At 28.3% G+C, this 16616-nt stretch carries 16 protein-coding genes, 2 tRNA genes and 1 other annotated feature (1 of these 19 cut by a window edge); of the genes, 16 read left to right on the forward strand and 2 right to left on the reverse strand.

The window, feature by feature from the left end; genetic code table 11:
• Positions 1-6: 6 nt before the first annotated feature.
• From BMW96_RS07765 to BMW96_RS07800, 8 genes are all read left to right on the forward strand, one after another.
• Entirely contained in the window at positions 7-210 is a 204-nt protein-coding gene (locus BMW96_RS07765; RefSeq protein WP_092354182.1) for a helix-turn-helix domain-containing protein, read from the forward strand.
• 333 nt (positions 211-543) lie between these two features.
• Positions 544-1707: a M15 family metallopeptidase gene (locus tag BMW96_RS07770; RefSeq protein ID WP_244881286.1), complete on the forward strand. Its 1164-nt coding sequence runs from the start codon at positions 544-546 to the stop codon at positions 1705-1707.
• Positions 1708-1711: 4 nt separating this feature from the next.
• Positions 1712-2497: a glutamate racemase gene (murI, locus tag BMW96_RS07775; protein ID WP_092354186.1), complete on the forward strand. Its 786-nt coding sequence runs from the start codon at positions 1712-1714 to the stop codon at positions 2495-2497.
• Positions 2498-2573: 76 nt separating this feature from the next.
• Entirely contained in the window at positions 2574-3488 is a 915-nt protein-coding gene (locus tag BMW96_RS07780) for a hypothetical protein (protein WP_092354188.1), read from the forward strand.
• A gap of 46 nt (positions 3489-3534) precedes the next feature.
• A complete protein-coding gene (locus BMW96_RS07785) occupies positions 3535-3999 on the forward strand; it encodes a metallophosphoesterase family protein (protein WP_092354190.1) in 465 nt (154 codons plus the stop codon).
• A gap of 56 nt (positions 4000-4055) precedes the next feature.
• Positions 4056-4132, forward strand: a tRNA-Arg gene (locus BMW96_RS07790).
• Positions 4133-4267: 135 nt separating this feature from the next.
• A complete protein-coding gene (locus BMW96_RS07795) occupies positions 4268-4447 on the forward strand; it encodes a hypothetical protein (RefSeq protein WP_092354192.1) in 180 nt (59 codons plus the stop codon).
• Between the two features lie 526 nt (positions 4448-4973).
• Positions 4974-5050, forward strand: a tRNA-Arg gene (locus BMW96_RS07800).
• Between the two features lie 630 nt (positions 5051-5680).
• On the opposite strand, the gene BMW96_RS07805 is transcribed toward BMW96_RS07800, so the two are convergent.
• On the reverse strand, positions 5681-6868 hold the full coding sequence (locus BMW96_RS07805) for an AraC family transcriptional regulator (RefSeq protein ID WP_092354194.1): 1188 nt from the start codon (positions 6866-6868) through the stop codon (positions 5681-5683).
• A 107-nt stretch (positions 6869-6975) separates the two neighbouring features.
• Positions 6976-7980, reverse strand: coding sequence for a YeiH family protein (locus tag BMW96_RS07810; RefSeq protein ID WP_092354196.1), 1005 nt, complete (start codon positions 7978-7980; stop codon positions 6976-6978).
• 107 nt (positions 7981-8087) lie between these two features.
• Between BMW96_RS07810 and BMW96_RS07815 the strand changes: the two genes are divergently transcribed.
• From BMW96_RS07815 to BMW96_RS07845, 8 genes are all read left to right on the forward strand, one after another.
• Positions 8088-8966 carry a LysR family transcriptional regulator gene (locus BMW96_RS07815; RefSeq protein ID WP_100555327.1) on the forward strand — a complete coding sequence of 293 codons (879 nt, stop codon included), beginning with the start codon at positions 8088-8090 and terminating at the stop codon, positions 8964-8966.
• A 75-nt stretch (positions 8967-9041) separates the two neighbouring features.
• On the forward strand, positions 9042-9176 hold the full coding sequence (locus BMW96_RS14685; protein ID WP_257606874.1) for a hypothetical protein: 135 nt from the start codon (positions 9042-9044) through the stop codon (positions 9174-9176).
• A 38-nt stretch (positions 9177-9214) separates the two neighbouring features.
• Entirely contained in the window at positions 9215-10138 is a 924-nt protein-coding gene (locus BMW96_RS07820; RefSeq protein ID WP_092354198.1) for a hypothetical protein, read from the forward strand.
• A gap of 93 nt (positions 10139-10231) precedes the next feature.
• Positions 10232-11515, forward strand: coding sequence for a trigger factor (gene tig, locus BMW96_RS07825; RefSeq protein ID WP_092354200.1), 1284 nt, complete (start codon positions 10232-10234; stop codon positions 11513-11515).
• A gap of 50 nt (positions 11516-11565) precedes the next feature.
• On the forward strand, positions 11566-13884 hold the full coding sequence (gene lon, locus BMW96_RS07830; protein WP_092354202.1) for an endopeptidase La: 2319 nt from the start codon (positions 11566-11568) through the stop codon (positions 13882-13884).
• 60 nt (positions 13885-13944) lie between these two features.
• Positions 13945-14544, forward strand: a complete 600-nt coding sequence (gene yihA, locus BMW96_RS07835) for a ribosome biogenesis GTP-binding protein YihA/YsxC (RefSeq protein WP_092354204.1) — start codon at positions 13945-13947, stop codon at positions 14542-14544.
• A 63-nt stretch (positions 14545-14607) separates the two neighbouring features.
• A complete protein-coding gene (locus BMW96_RS07840) occupies positions 14608-15531 on the forward strand; it encodes a LysM peptidoglycan-binding domain-containing protein (RefSeq protein ID WP_092354206.1) in 924 nt (307 codons plus the stop codon).
• Positions 15518-16438, forward strand: a complete 921-nt coding sequence (locus tag BMW96_RS07845; RefSeq protein WP_092354208.1) for a hypothetical protein — start codon at positions 15518-15520, stop codon at positions 16436-16438. The genes BMW96_RS07840 and BMW96_RS07845 overlap by 14 nt, the downstream gene beginning before the upstream one ends.
• 22 nt (positions 16439-16460) lie before the next feature.
• Positions 16461-16616 (forward strand) — a binding site (T-box leader); it runs 46 nt beyond the window's last position.

The raw sequence follows: 16616 nt of genomic DNA on the forward strand, positions 1-16616 counted from the left end.
CAGAAGATGAATATTATCCTAACGCCAAGGGAGAAAGAAATCTTTAATCTTTTAATTAAAAATCAATCAACTAGGGAAATTGCACAAACACTAGGAATTAGTGAAAAGACGGTACGTAATCATATTTCTAATGTTATACAAAAGTTAGGAGTTGATTCAAGAATACAAGCTGTTTTTGAATTGATTAAATTTAAGGAATTAGAATTGTAATAGTAGGAGATAGAGGACTAGTGATAAATATCTAGTCCTTTAAAATATTATTTGAAGTAAATTTGATTTTTTGTTTTTGAATAGCTGATTAATAATATTAATTATACTTTTATGTATACTAAGAATATTAAAATATAAGTGTTTTTATCTAAAGAATTTTATTTAATAAAAAATGGTTAGTTTAGTTGTAAAAAGATAGTGATTTAGCTGTATTGGTAATTTTTATTTGGAAATAAAGATTTATTTAAAATTAAGTATTTAGATATTTTTTGAGTACTATTTTTATTATGGTTTTTTATTAATAGTTAGTATATAATGAAACAAGGTGATGTTATGAAGTTAAAAAGATGGCATTTATATTTGATTGTAACTTTGTGTTTTGTTATGGCATTTGTTGCAATTAATCGTAAATATGATCGTTTTTATCGGGTTAATGGGATAAATAATGATAATCGAGCGTTGATTGAAATGTATTTAGATGATGATGAACAAGAGTATTTAGTTGAAAATGCAATACCAGTAGATAGATTTATTAAATATATTGAATATCCAGAATTTAAATTGGAGTATTATGAGTTCTATAATGCTTTGGATAGAACAAAAAAATATCCTAATTATAATGAATTGATCAATGTAGGTAATCAATTAGTGAGTAAGTTAGATGAGTCGTTTGCAAATACTGCTCTATCTAAATGTAATATATTAATAAAAAATGATTTAATTAGTGCATATATTAACCAGGAAAATTTTGATTTTGATAATATTGAATATTACCAGTTACTTCGTTCGATATATGATGATAATGATTATACATATGTTAGTGATACCAATACCTATTTAGAGATAATGAAAGAATATGATGACTTAGAAGAAAAGAAATTATATACTGTATTTAAACAGTTAAGTAGTAATTTTACCAAAACTTCATTAGTGACACTTTTTAACCATGAATTACAACCTAATGCTAAAAGAATTTATAACCCTAGTGAATTATCACTAGTTGTAAATAATGAAGCATATATTGGTGGTTATGAGCCAAAAAACCAGGTTGTTACAGTTGGGATGCCTAGAGTTAGGTATTCTATGTATCTTGAAGAAGAAACGTGTAATAACTTAATGGATATGTATCGAGCGTGTTATGATGAAGGTTATCGAGATATGATCTTGACAGCAGCATTTATTAGTTATGATGTTGCATCATTAGAAGATAAGGGAGTTATTCCTGGGTATAATGAATACCAGCTGGGAACTACTGTAAATCTGCAAAAAAGTGAAATAAGTGTTGCTGATTTTAATCAAACAGATATTTATCAATGGTTGATTAATCATTGTCATGAATATGGTTTTATTTTACGATATCCAGCTGATAAAGTAATGGTGACAGGGCATGAATACAGTCCAACGACATTTAGGTATGTTGGTAAAGATATTGCTACTGAATTATATGAACAAAATTTAGCTTTAGAAGAATATGAAGATAAGGGAGATAAGGAGTAGTTAGATGGAAAGAGCGATAGGGGTTTTTGATTCAGGTGTAGGTGGCTTGACAGTATTAAATTCGATTAGGTCGTTACTACCGAATGAAAATATTATTTATATTGGGGATAACTATCATTGTCCTTATGGTGATAAAACTCCAGAACAGTTATTTGAATATGCAAGTGGAATAGTTGAGTATTTTATTGAACAAAATGTCAAATTGATTGTTTTAGCATGTAATACTACAAGCTCAACAGTATTAGAAAGCTTACAAGTGGCATATCCACAAATAACGATTATTGGCGTAATCGATGCAACTGTAGAGGATTTTATAAGCAGGAAAGTAGATAATACATTAGTTATTGCAACTTCTGCAACTATTAAATCAAAAAAATATCCTGATACAATAAAACAAATAGATTCTTCAATAAAAACTTATTCATTAGCTACACCTAAATTAGTTCCTTTAGTCGAATCAGGAATGTATAAAGAAGGAATTTATGAAGTGTTACATGAGTATCTTGATAATTATCTTGGCAAAGTTCAGTCAATCATTTTAGGATGTACTCATTATCCTATTTTAAAAGAGCAAATAAAACGTGTTTTGCCTAACATAGAATATGTCTCTAGTAGTGAAGCAATTAGTAAAAATGTTAAAGCATTTTTAGCTGATAAGAATTTATTAAATATCAATCCTGATAATTATATAAAAATCTATACAACTGGAGAAACAGAAGAATTTAGATATTCTTCTTCAGGTTTTTTCGATTATACAGGATTAAAGGTTGAACATATTGTTATAAAATAGATATTTGCAGATGCGAATATCTTTTATTTTGGTATTTTCAGTTTTTTATCTCATATATTAATATTGGGGTGATTTAATGAGAAAAAAGTTACTAACAGGAATTTTAATTTGTGCTAGCTTAGTTATTTGTCTTATTTGTATAAAACAAGATGACAATAAACAAGAAACTAAACAACCACCAGTTAAAACCAATTATCAAACAGTTGTTTTTAGAGATGACAATAATACATTAATACCAATTGAAGTAGATTTAGGGCAGGAGCTAGAAAATGATGCTAAGTATCGTAATATGATAGAAGTTATGAAATCTAAAGATTATGAATATTTAGGATTACACCCGATCTTAGATTCAAATCTCCAAGTTAATGCTATGGCAATGAATGAAAAATCATTAACATTTGACTTTAGTGATAATTTATATGTAAATAATAACCAGGAAGCATTAGATATTTTTGAAATGTTTTCTTATGTTTTTTGTGTGAATGGGATTGAAAAAGTGAATTTAAAAATTGATGGTAATGATATTAGTGAACTGCCTAATAGTACTGTTCCTGCTAGCTGTATTACAAATAGGTTAGGAATCAATAATTTTGAGTCTTCAACTAATTATTTGTATAAAACAACTCCCGTAGTTGTTTATAATACTCAGACAATTAATAATCAAGAATACTATGTTCCAGTTACAAAACGTGTAGAAACTACAGAGAGTGATATTGATACTAAGGTTTCCATCATGTTGAAACAAATGGAATATGAACAGCCTTTATCGTTAGTACAACAATGTTCTTTAAATGAAGGGACTCTACAGATTCATTTAGCAAGTAATATTTTAAATGATAATGAATCAATTGATAATACTCTTTATAATCGTATTGTAAAATCTGCAAGTCATTTAGAAAATGTTGAAAAGGTTTTGTTATTTATTGATGATCAAGAAATAGCTCCAGTAGAGGATGTAAATGGAGAGGTTGACAATCGTATTAAAATGTAATTTAAATTTAGTCAATAATTGTGTATAATAGTTATTGGTGATAGGAATGAAGAAAATAGTGGTAATATCAGATAATCATGGACAGCAAAGTATGCTTGATAAAATTAGAAAATTAGAGTCAGATAGTGATTATTATGTTCACTGTGGTGATAGTGAAGCTTTAGAAGAACGATTAAAAGGCTGGATTTGTGTTCGAGGTAATAATGACTGGATTGCAAGATTGCAAGATGAAATAGTTTTTGAAGTTGAGGGGGTTAATTTTTTAGTAACTCATGGTCATCGTTATGGGTATTTTAATCGTGAAGAAATAATGGTTGATGATTTATTGAGACATGGATGTGATGTTTTATTATCAGGACATACACATGTCCCTCAATGTGATGAAATTAATGGTTTATATTTAATTAATCCAGGTTCAACAACATTGCCACGACAAGGTAGTAATAAATCTTATTGTATTATTTTTGTTGATCAAGGCGAAATTAAGGTTGAATTTAAAGAAATAATATAAAAATACTTGCACATCTCTTTTGGATATGTTATTCTATATAGGCAATCGGAAGAGAGGTCTACGTAGCTCAGCTGGATAGAGCACACGCCTTCTAAGCGTGCGGTCAGGGGTTCGAATCCCTTCGTGGACGCCATTTAGAAAATAAGAAGTCTAAACACATTTATTAATATAGTGTTTAGGCTTTTTTTTGTTTACTACTAAGTTTAGATGAGTAGATAATTTGCTGGTAAATTGTTTAGGTATAAGGTGAATATGTGAGGTAGCTAATATGGAAGATTTAGATAAATTATTTGAACTTATTATAAAAATCGAAAAAGAATTAGACAATTCTAGCAATAGTTGTTTTAATGATGAAATGACATTGATGTTAAAAATTATTAATTGTGAATGTAACTATATTGTTTTATTAAATGATTATATAAGGCTTCAAAAATCAAAATATAATTAAGTTATGATGCTTTAAATAAATTATGAAATATATTAAGTTTTAAGCTAATAGTAATTTGAAAGTTCTTACTCACTAAAAATAAGAAATTTCAAAAACTGTTGTATTTACCAGTAAAACAAGAAATATTTTTTTACATTTATTCTAAAGTGGGTAAGAACTCAATATCATTGATTTAATTTTTTTGTTTATTGTTTTTGTCAGAATTCATTTTAAATGTATAAAAAAGCTTTACATATATTGAAATTATATTAAATGAATTTTTAATACATCATTTTGATTGCTTTTAAAATATGTTTTTTAGAATTGTGGTATTATATAAAGAATAATATGTAAATTCATATTGAAATGTCACTTCTTATGTTTTAAGGGATTTAAATTTGAGTGTCATGTGGCTAAACAGGTAATATTATATTTAAAATGATATATGAATTTAATAAGAGAGACATGTAAAAAATACTAAAATTCAAAAAACTTATACTTGCATATTTTTTTGTTTTATGCTATTATTTATAAGCAGTTAATAGAGGTCTACGTAGCTCAGCTGGATAGAGCACACGCCTTCTAAGCGTGCGGTCAGGGGTTCGAATCCCTTCGTGGACGCCATTTATAAATTACACACTTCGGTGTGTTTTTTTGTACTAAAATCCTTGTTTTATAAGGGGTTAGTATTTTCGTCTTTTCTTCACTTTTATTTTTTATATTTCGTTTTTATTAGTATTTTTATAAAATTCCACCATTGTCTCCAATACGAACAAAGATAGTTCGGTATGAATAGCATACCGAGTCGAAATGAAATCATCATCTCAGTTGTTACGCCTTATTTATCTATTAATTTTTGGGGAGATTTTTTTAAGAGCTTTGTATTACGAGGGTTCAAATTCCTCTGTCTAGAATGTAAAAATATCTTTTTCGTATTCCACAGACATTAAAAAATTACCTTGATATACATCAAGGCTTTTTATTTACTATAAATAGGGAGTAAACTATTTAGAGCTGACATATAATGTATTGGAAACTTGAGTGTAATACAATTGTATTATTTATATTTTAGAGTAAATGATTTTGCAATAGTTATGGCAGAAATAGTTTTAGAATATGATATATATTTAAAATTTAAATTAATAATAATTTTTTAATCAAAGGGATCAAAAGATATATCTTTGCTAGTGGTTAGATAAATTTTTAATAATTGTGAATAACATGTGATTTTGTTAATAAATAAAAAATGGCAAATTATTTTTCGCCATTTTGTTGTGATAGAGATTCTTGTTGATGATATACAAGTTTGGAATATTCACTTGGAGTAAGGTTAAAGCGTTGTTTAAAGGCTCTTGAAAAATAATGGATAGAACTAAAGCCAAGCATATATGCAATTTCTGTGACAGTGTACTTGTTTTCAAGTAATAATTTTTTACTACGATTTAATTTTAAATCAGTTATATAATATTTTGGTGTTTTATTAACGTTTGTTTTAAATAATGTTTGTAATGAACTGCGGGAAATTGAAAAATTATGGGTTATATCTTCAATTGATAAAGGCATGTTGATGTTTTCATCAATATATTTTGCAATTTGTTTAAATAAGTCATAACGATATTCTTGAATATTTGGTGTTTTAGGTGCACCTTTTTGAAGTTGATTATCTTGTAATAAGTGAATTATTGTTTCTTGGAGATAACACAACATTAATGTTTGTGAATAAATATTTTGTTTATCACTTGTTAAAGATAGTTTATTTAATAAATTATGAAGATTATCATTAAGATGAAATACTGTATTTAATAATTTTGAATCATCATTGATATCCATTTCAAAAAGAATTGTTAAGTATGAACAAGTTTGATTATCACCAACTTTTTGTTGATGAAATTGGTTAGGTCCATAAATCATTAAGTCATCAGCATGCAGAGTATACCAAGTATCTTCAACAAAGCAGTCTAAGCTGCCATGATCAATGTATGTAAGTTCATAAAAATTATGTTGTTCACCTCTAAAGTAGTAGTCTGGTTTTTTGATATTGTAATAACACCCAACAATCTGTGGAATTGATAAAACTGGGACAATTGGCCGATAGATATATGGTTTCATAAGATTTAAAGCAATAAATTTAGCATCATGGGGGATGATTAATTTGACTGTCTGTTTCTTATTTTGAGGGATGATATTAAAATATTGAAATGGTTTAATAATTAAGTTTAGACGAATAGAAAATAAATCGAACTGATGTAAGTCTTTACTAACGACAATATTTGCGAAATTAGCTGACTCAACTCGTATTTCTTTATCACAATAAAACATTGTTGTTAATAGATGGCTAGAGATAGCAATCTCTTTATAAATGTATTTATTTTTTTTATTGAAAGCTTCGTTATAAACAAAACCATATTTTTGAAATTGTATATTTGTTGTTTTGCAAAGCATAGCTCCACTCCTTTTAATAATCTAATTGTATTTTATAACAACGTTGATAAAAATAAAACAAAATAATTAAAAAAACTTATATAAATAAAATGACGGTATGACCGTCACTAAAATAAACCTAATAAAACCTGCATTAATAAACATACTCCAGTGATTGCTACCCAACAGCTAAACCCTAATAAAATAGGTTTGCCCCCACTTTTTACTAATTTTACGATATTAGTATTTAATCCAATTGCACCCATTGCCATAACAATAAAGAATTTACTTAATTCTTTGATTGGAGCAGTAGTAGTATTTGGTAAATTAAAAACTGTTGTAATTATAGAGGCTAAGACAAAGAATAAAATAAAATATGGAAAAATCTTTTTTAAATTTACTTTACTATTACTTTTTTCTTTATCACGAGTTCGCTTAAATGCTAAAAATAAGGTGATTGGAATAATTGCTAGAGTCCTTGTAAGTTTTACAATAGTTGCCTGATCTAACGTATTGCTGCCATGAATTCCATCCCAGGCAGTAGCTGTGGCAGTAACAGAAGAAGTATCATTAACAGCACTTCCTGCAAATAAACCAAAACCATCATTTGATAAACCTAGTATTCCACCTAAAGTAGGAAAAACTAAAGCTGCTAAAATATTAAAAAGAAAAATTACTGAAATGGCTTGGGCAATTTCTTCATCATCAGCTTCAATAACTGGTGCTGTAGCAGCAATAGCTGAACCACCACAGATAGAAGAACCAACCCCAATCAAGGTAGCTGTTTTTGAAGGAATTTTTAAAATTCTGTATAAAACATAAGCGACAACTAGTGATACTGTAATAGTAGAAATAATAATAGGTAACGATGAACTGCCGATTTTTAGAATATCTTTTAAATTCATTCCAAATCCTAATAAGATTACAGCATACTGTAAGATTTTTTTTGAAGTATAAGTTACCCCGCTTTGAATCTTACTTTTATCTTTGAAAAAATGAGTGATGATCATTCCAATGATGATTGCAAAAACTGGACCTCCAATTAATGGATATAATTTTCCTAAATAACAGGCTGGTAAAGAAATTGCTAAACATAAAATGATACCTAAAGCATTAGTTTTAATTTTATTCATATGTATCTCCCTTCGATCGATGTTATTATACACAATTAAAACAATAAATAAAAATTATATATATTTATATAATGATAAAAATATGTTATGATTGATGAGGTGATAAAATGTTAGATTTTCGAATTGATACCTTTTTAGCAGTATGTAAATTTATGAATTTTACTAAAGCTAGTCTATACTTAAATATTACCCAACCTGCTGTTTCTAGTCATATTCGTTATCTTGAAAATTATTATAATATTACATTGTTTTATTATTTAGGAAAAAAGATGCAATTGACAAATGAAGCAAAAATATTATTAGAATATGCAACTACACTAAAACATGATGACATATTTTTAAAAAAAAGATTTCAAGATATGAAGATGAAACAGACATTGGTTTTTGGAGCTACTTTAACAGTAGGTGAATATATGATGCCAAATGTAATTGATCATTTTTTAAGTACAGAAAACAATGTGATGATAAAAATGAAGGTTGCAAATACTAAAAAATTATTGAGTTATATGAATGAAGGTAAGATTGATTTTGCTTTAGTAGAAGGATATTTCAATAAGATGGAGTATGATTACTTATATTATTGTCAAGAGTTATTTGTTTGTGTTGGTTCAAAAGAATTTGGGATTGATGCTGTTGATGATATGTCTGAGTTATTTAAATATAATTTGATTATTCGTGAAGAAGGGTCAGGATCTAGAGAAATAATTGAACAATATCTAAGTGATCAGAATCTAAGTATTAATGATTTTAATAATTTAATTGAGATAAGTAATATTAATACTATAAAGCAATTGGTTAGTAATAATCATGGGATTACTTTTATATATCGTGTTGCAGTTGAAAAAGAATTGGAAATAGGGTTATTAAAAGAAATAAAAATAGCTGGTTTGTCAATTAAACATGATATTAATTTTGTTTGGCGAAAAAATAGTGTTTTTGCAGATTATTATCGACAATTATTTAATCAGTATTTTGAGGTTGAATAATCTTAAAAATATAGTTATTTTTACATTGCAAAATAATATAGGATCGTTATAATAGTGTGATGAGGGGTGATGAATATGCCTTTGACAGATGATGATTTTTTAAAAGATAGTAAATTAGAGCTTTATAATGAGGTAATTGAAAGTCTACAAGCTCAAGAACATAACGATGATGATATTAATTATCAATTTGATTTAGAAGATGAAAAGTAAATGATGTATCAATGATACATCATTTTTAAGGAGAATGTATGATTGAAGAATATATTGCAAATAATCAATTTCAGGATGCTTTAGATCTATTAACTGATTTAGATGATGAAACAGTTCGTTATCAAAGATTGGTTTGTTTATATGGATTGGGTGAGTATCATAGAGCTAAAGCAGAAGGAATGTTAGCTAAAGCAAAAGCAAGTAATACATATTATGATGTTATAAGTATTTATATAGCTTCATTAAAGGAATTAGAGGAATTTGAAGAAGCAATTGATATTGTAGTTGAGGAATTATCAATGCCTTATATTCCTTATGAATATGAAACTGTCTTTAATGCTGCTCATGATGAATTATTATTAGCTAAAAGAGAAGCTAATGAAGGGATGGAACGACACAATAATGCTTTTAGTTTAGAAGATATGGAAAATATCTTGATGAAGGATATTTTGAATGAAGATCTTTTATATATGGCAATTGAACAAATGGAAGGGATCAATATTCGTCGTCTTTTACCAGCCATTAGAATCTTTTTAAAAGATAGTAGTAAACCAAGTTTTGCTAAAAGCTTATTAATTGAGTTAATGATTGATCAAGAGATTGATGAAGATATGATATTGATTAAAAATGGAATTGAATATGATATTAATCCTAGTTATGCACCATTAGTATTAAATCAAGAAGTTGGTGGAACAATTTTAGCATTATTGAGTGAAGGAATTGAGGATGAAAATCCATCTTTATTTTGCCTTTGTGAGCAGTTTTTAAATTACTATTTGTATTTGATCTATCCTAAATATATAAATGAGTATGATTATCGTTCACTTGCAGCTGCTATTCATTATCATTTGGCTTCGATGCAATATATTGATTTAGAGATAGATGATATAGAAATGCTTTATAATTGTGATGAAGAAGAAATTTTAGAAAAATTAAATGAAATTAAACAAATTGAATATTAAACTCACAAAAATTAGGATATTAATGTTCAAAAAAGTTGAATTAATAATATTGTTAGTATATAATACGTGATGAAACTAAAGAAGGAGAATTGTATGAAAATCGATAATAAAAAATTAGAAAATGCGATTGTTGAATTAACAGTAGCATTTGATGTAGATGAATGGAAAGAAACTCAAAAAAAAGCATTAAACAAATTAGCTAAAAAAGTTAAGATTGATGGATTTAGACCAGGGAAGGCACCTATTGCTATGGTTAAAGCAAGAGTATCTAAAGGTAGTATCTTAGAAGAAGCTACTGATATGATCTTACAAGCAAACTTTGTTAAAATCTTAAATGATGCTAAGGTTGAACCATTAGCACAACCAGCTTTAAATATTAATAAAGTAAGTGAAGAAGAATTAGAAGTAAGAATATTAGTTCCTGTAAAACCTGAAGTTGAACTTGGAGAATATAAGGGATTAGAAGTTAAGAAAACACGTGTAACAGTAACTAAAAAAGAAATTGAAGAACAATTAACAAATTATCAAAGTCAATTTGCTGAATTATCAGTAAAAGAAGATGGAAATGTTGCTGATGGTGACACTGCTGTGATTGATTTTGAAGGATTTATTGATGGTGTTGCTTTTGAAGGTGGAAAAGGTGAAAATTATCCATTAGAGATTGGTAGTGGTTCATTTGTTTCTGGATTTGAAGAACAATTAGTTGGTATGGGTGTTGATAAAGAAGAAGAAATTAAAATTACATTCCCAAAAGATTATGGAGCTGTAGATTTAGCTGGAAAAGAAGCTGTTTTTAAAGTAACTGTTCATGAAATTAAAGAAAAACATTTACCTGAAATTGATGATGAATTAGCTAAAGATGTTAATATTGATGGTGTTGAAACTTTAGATCAATTAAAGGATCATATCAAGGCTAATATCAAAAATCGTAAAGAAAATGAAAATGAACAAAAATTCATGGATGATATCTATGATGCATTGATTGCTAATTCAAAAGTTGAAACTAGTGAAGCTTTATTAAAAGAAGAACAAGAAATGTTATTAAAAGAAATTGAACAAAATTTACAAAGACAAGGTTTAAACTTTGAAGTATATGAACAATTTACTGGTAAGAATAAGGATGCAATTAAAGAAGATGTAAAACCACAAGCAGAGAAACGTGTTAAAATAAATGCTATTCTTGCTGCTATTATTGAAGAAGAAAAATTAGTTGTTAGTGATGAAGAATTAGAAACTGAATTACAAACAATTGCAGATTATTATAAAAAAGAGTTAGCTGAAGTTAAGAAAATTTTTGAAGGAAATATGAGCCGAATCGAAAATGATTTATTAACTCGTAAAGCTATTGAATTAGTAAAAGATAACTTAAAGAAATAAAAAGGCGCTCATGCGTCTTTTTAGTAAAATAGAAAATAGGAGGAATTAAAGTGAACGAACAAACTGTATTAACTTTACCGGTAGTTTGTACTAGGGGCATGATCGTTTTCCCAGAAAATAAATTGACATTAGATGTTGGACGTCCTGTGAGTTTAAAAGCACTTGAATTAAGTACTAGAGAGCATGATAACAATATAATCTTTGTCTCTCAAATCAATCCCTTAGTGGATAATCCTTCTTTTGATGATGTGTATCATATTGGTACAATTTGTAAAATTGATCGTAAAGTACGTCGTGATAGTTCAGGTACAATTAAATTAACTGTAATTGGTGCAAAAAGAATCAAATTAGAAAATTTTATCGAAAAAGAAGGTGCTATTTATTCTACAGTTACGGTTCTTGAAGATGAATTTGGTGATCGTAATGAAGAAATAGCTTTAGTTCGTAAAACTACTTCATATTTTGAACAGGCAAAAAGAAGTATGCCTAATATGCCTTTAGATTCTATCAATCGTCTAACTAGTGGTGTATCTGCAAGTGTTTTAGCTAATACGATTGGGCAATACTTACCAATTGATTTTAAACAAAAGCAACAAATCTTAGAGACAGTTAATGTTAATGAACGATTGTTATTAGTTGCTAGTTCAATTGAATCTGAAAAAGTAATTGGTGAGATCGAAGAAACGATAAATCGTAAAGTACGTGAAAGTATTGATGAAAATCAACGTGAATATTATTTACGTGAAAAATTAAAAGCGATAAAAGAAGAGTTGGGTGATACTGTTCCTAAAGAAGATGATGCAGAAAGTATTCGTGAAGAATTAGAAAATAATCCTTATCCTCAATATGTTAGGGAAAAAATTGAAGAAGAACTAAGACGTTTTGAGACAATGCCTGCTGCTTCATCAGAAGCAAATGTTGTTAGAACATATATTGATTGGATGTTAAAAGTCCCTTGGTATCAAGAAACCAAAGATGTAGAGAATATCCAAAAAGTTGAGGATGTTTTAAATACAGATCATTATGGTTTAGAAAAAGTTAAAGAAAGAATCGTAGAACACTTAGCTGTAAAACAGATGACTCAAAATCTAAAAGCGCCAATCATTTGCTTAGCTGGGCCACCAGGAGTTGGGAAAACTTCACTTGCTAAAAGTATTGCTAGAGCATTAGATCGAAAGTTTGTTAAAGCATCATTAGGAGGCGTTAAAGACGAAGCTGAAGTTAGAGGGCATCGTCGTACTTATTTAGGATCTATGCCAGGTAGAATTATTCAAAGTATGAAAAAAGCTGGGGTTGTTAATCCAGTCTTCTTATTAGATGAAATTGATAAGATGTCTAGTGATTATAAAGGTGATCCAACTAGTGCAATGCTGGAAGTACTTGATCCTGAGCAAAACAGTCAATTTTCTGATAATTACTTAGAAGAACCTTATGATTTGTCTAAAGTACTGTTTATTGCAACAGCTAATGATTTAGGAAATATTCCAGCACCATTAAGAGATCGTTTAGAAATAATTGAACTTTCTTCATATACAGAACAAGAAAAATTAATGATTGCTAAAAATCATTTAATAAAGAAACAATTAGAGATGCATGGTTTGAATTCTGAGCAGTTAATTTTTGAAGATGATGCAGTAATGGCTATTATTCGTCATTATACTCGTGAAGCTGGGGTACGTGATTTAGAACGATTGATTGCTAAAGTTTGTCGTAAAGCAGTTTTGGTTATTTTAAAAGGTAAAGAGAAGAAGATCATTATAACAACAGAACTTGAACAGTATCTTGGTAAAGCACCATTTGAACATACTAAAAAATTAGATCATAGTCAAATTGGAGTTGTAACAGGAATGGCTTATACTCAGTTTGGTGGAGATATTTTACCAATTGAAGTAAACCATTTCCAAGGTTCAGGTAAATTTATAATTACCGGACAATTAGGTGATGTAATGAAAGAATCAGCTTCGATTGCCCTTGATTATATGAAAGCTAATAAGGATAAATATGGTCTTGATAAAATAGCTTTTGATAAAGAGGATATTCATATCCATGTACCAGAAGGGGCAGTTAAAAAAGATGGTCCTAGTGCGGGGGTAACCTTAACAACAGCAATTTATTCAGCGTTTAAAAATAAACCTGTGCGTAATGATGTTGCGATGACAGGAGAAATTACATTAAGAGGTAATGTTCTTCCAATTGGAGGATTAAAAGAAAAATCTATATCTGCACATCGTTCAGGAATTAAAAAGATTATTATTCCTAAAGATAATGCAAAAGATATTGATGATATTCCAAAATCGGTTCAAGATGATTTGGAAATTGTTTTAGCTGATCATATTGATACAGTTTTAGAACATGCATTAGTTAAATAAAAGGGTTAAAAGACAACCCTTTTTTCATATCTTATGATACAATGAAAGAGGTGATAAAAAATGGTAAAAATTAAAAAAGCTGAATATGTACTTTCAGCAGCTTGGAAAAGTCAATGGCCTGAAGAAAGCTATCCTGAAATGTGTCTAGCGGGTCGTAGTAATGTAGGGAAAAGCAGTTTTATAAATGCAATGTTAAATCGTAATGGTTTAGCTAAAGTTTCTAGTACTCCTGGGAAAACAAGAACATTAAATTTCTTTAATGTTAATGATGCTCTATACTTTGTTGATGTTCCTGGGTATGGATATGCAAAAGTTAATGATAATATCACAAAACAATTTGGTAAAACAATGGATGAATATATTACATTACGTTCGACATTGAAAGGATTTATCTTATTAGTTGATTATCGTCATAAACCAACTAAAGATGATGTAATGATGTATGAGTTTGTTAAACATCATAATGTTCCTGTTTTGGTTGTGGCAACTAAGGAAGATAAACTCAAAAGAAATGATTTAAAGAAAAATGAAAAGATAATTAAGGATACATTGGGATTTCATCCTGAAGATAAATTTGTTCGTTTTTCAAGTTTAAAGAAAATAGGTATAGAAGAAGCTTGGAATTATATTTATGAATTATGTGATATTGATTTTAATTAGACAGCTTGGCTGTCTTTTTTCATATTTTAGTTTTTTTTGCATATAGTTTGGTGGGAGGTAATTATGCAAAAGATATATTTTGAAAAGTGGGTTGATTTGAATCATCAGTTGAAAGATTTGTTATCTTTATCGGTTGATGAGTCGATTAATTACAAGATTGAAAGTGTTGGGGTTAGAGCAATCGGAAGTTTGATTGTTAAAGGAGAGTATAACGAAGGTAAGAATTTTGAAGAAAATATTGAAATGGATGTTTTAGCTACTTTTGATAAGATTGTAGATCAACGAGATTTTAATATTAAAGTTGAAGATTTTGATTATTTTATTAAAGATGGGAATGTACAGATTAAAATTGAAGTCGGAATTCATGGTGTAGTTGAAGGAGAAGATCGTTATGTAAGAGATGATAGTTTTGCAAATGAAGATACTTTGGAAGAAATTGAAAATCTAATTCGAGAAGATAAGCCAGTCGAAACTAAAACAGTCACACCAGTAATGGAAGCGGTTAGAGAGACAGAAGTAATTGAGGAAAATAAGCCAATTGTTGAAGTAAAGCCCGTTAAAAAGCCTGAGGCAGTGAAAAGAGTGGAGGTAGTTGAGAAACCACATGCAGTTTATCAAGATGTCGTAGTTGAAAATAGTGCGACGTTTGTTCCTGAAGTCAAGGCTAAAGAGGTAACTGTTGATAAAATAGTTTCATCAAAAGAAACAGCAGTGACAAAGGAGGCGATGGTGGCAAAAGAAGCGGCAGTAGCAGAGGAAATTAGCGAGCAGTTACAAGAAAAAGTTTATCAAAGCAAATCACGACCAATCTTTCAAGATACCAGTGATAGTGTAGGTACTTATTATTTATACATTGTAAAAGAAAATGATAGTTATGGTGATGTGGCTACTCGTTACAGTGTGGATGAAAATATAATTCGAGACTACAACCAGGATAAAGTATTGGAACCTGGCAGTGTTTTAATTATTCCATATGTATGTAAGTAAGGTAATTAAGGAAGCCTATGCATTAGAAGTTATTGGTTATATAAAGGTATCTAAAAAAGTTTATAAAGTTAAATGTAAAGAAGGCTTTTTTTGCTTAAAGTTTGTGGAAGATAATAGTATAACAGTTGTATGGGATCATATTGAGAGTTTGCATTTAAAATGTTTTTTACCAATTATTAAGAATTCTCGTCAACAAATATTGACAACTAGTGAGGGTAAAACTTTTTATCTTAGTCCTTGGTTAGCAAATGATAATGTAATAATTAAAGAATTAAAGTTAAAGTTTTATTATGAATGTCTTGCTTATCTTCATACAACTTCATTTTTTAATTATAGTGTTTCAAAAAGTTTTTTTAAACGTCAAATAGAAGATATTGAAAAGATTATTTGTGAGCGAAAATTATATTATGAAGAATTGATGAAAAATTTTGAAACGCTAGCATATCGTAGTCCAACTGGATGGATGTTTGTATTAAATTATCATCGAATAGAATGTTGTTTAAATAATGCTTTAGAGTTGTTGGAGTGTTATCAGAATTATGTTTGTAATTTAGATTCAATAAGATTATGTTTAACTTATAATAATTTTAATTATAATCATATTATGATGAAAGAAAGTAAATTGATTTCAATTGATTATATTAAGATTAATTTATGTATTTATGATATTTATAATATGTATCAAAAAATACCAGAACTTATTTTTGATTTTGATATAATTTTAGATAGTTATTTTTGTAAATTGAAATTATTAAAAGAGGAAAGATTATTATTACAATGTTTATTACATGTAGTTCCAATCATTAAATTAGATCATGATGAAATAAATAATATTATTACTATGTCAAGGTTACTATATTATTTAGACTCTATTTCTTCATTAAATAAAAAGCTTTCAATTGACTAGTAGGTAGGATTTTGTTAGAATGGTTTTAGCAATGATCAGGAGGAGTAAATCTAGAGGCTTTATAGAGAGTCCCTTAAGGTGGAAATGGGATAAGATAATAGATTGAAGGTAGCCTAGGAGCATGTTTATTGAAAGTAGTAGGTAGACACGTATAACTGCGTTAAAGTTTTGAGACATA

It is taken from the genome of Thomasclavelia cocleata (genome assembly GCF_900102365.1).
Lineage (GTDB): Bacteria > Bacillota_I > Bacilli_A > Erysipelotrichales > Coprobacillaceae > Thomasclavelia > Thomasclavelia cocleata.

Coding starts and splice junctions, on each gene's coding strand:
- BMW96_RS07765 (WP_092354182.1), top strand. CDS start 7: ATGAATATTATCCTAACGCCAAGGGAGAAAGAAATCTTTAATCTTTTA.
- BMW96_RS07770 (WP_244881286.1), top strand. CDS start 544: ATGAAGTTAAAAAGATGGCATTTATATTTGATTGTAACTTTGTGTTTT.
- murI (WP_092354186.1), top strand. CDS start 1,712: ATGGAAAGAGCGATAGGGGTTTTTGATTCAGGTGTAGGTGGCTTGACA.
- BMW96_RS07780 (WP_092354188.1), top strand. CDS start 2,574: ATGAGAAAAAAGTTACTAACAGGAATTTTAATTTGTGCTAGCTTAGTT.
- BMW96_RS07785 (WP_092354190.1), top strand. CDS start 3,535: ATGAAGAAAATAGTGGTAATATCAGATAATCATGGACAGCAAAGTATG.
- BMW96_RS07795 (WP_092354192.1), top strand. CDS start 4,268: ATGGAAGATTTAGATAAATTATTTGAACTTATTATAAAAATCGAAAAA.
- BMW96_RS07805 (WP_092354194.1), bottom strand. CDS start 6,868: ATGCTTTGCAAAACAACAAATATACAATTTCAAAAATATGGTTTTGTT.
- BMW96_RS07810 (WP_092354196.1), bottom strand. CDS start 7,980: ATGAATAAAATTAAAACTAATGCTTTAGGTATCATTTTATGTTTAGCA.
- BMW96_RS07815 (WP_100555327.1), top strand. CDS start 8,088: ATGTTAGATTTTCGAATTGATACCTTTTTAGCAGTATGTAAATTTATG.
- BMW96_RS14685 (WP_257606874.1), top strand. CDS start 9,042: ATGCCTTTGACAGATGATGATTTTTTAAAAGATAGTAAATTAGAGCTT.
- BMW96_RS07820 (WP_092354198.1), top strand. CDS start 9,215: ATGATTGAAGAATATATTGCAAATAATCAATTTCAGGATGCTTTAGAT.
- tig (WP_092354200.1), top strand. CDS start 10,232: ATGAAAATCGATAATAAAAAATTAGAAAATGCGATTGTTGAATTAACA.
- yihA (WP_092354204.1), top strand. CDS start 13,945: ATGGTAAAAATTAAAAAAGCTGAATATGTACTTTCAGCAGCTTGGAAA.
- BMW96_RS07840 (WP_092354206.1), top strand. CDS start 14,608: ATGCAAAAGATATATTTTGAAAAGTGGGTTGATTTGAATCATCAGTTG.
- BMW96_RS07845 (WP_092354208.1), top strand. CDS start 15,518: ATGTATGTAAGTAAGGTAATTAAGGAAGCCTATGCATTAGAAGTTATT.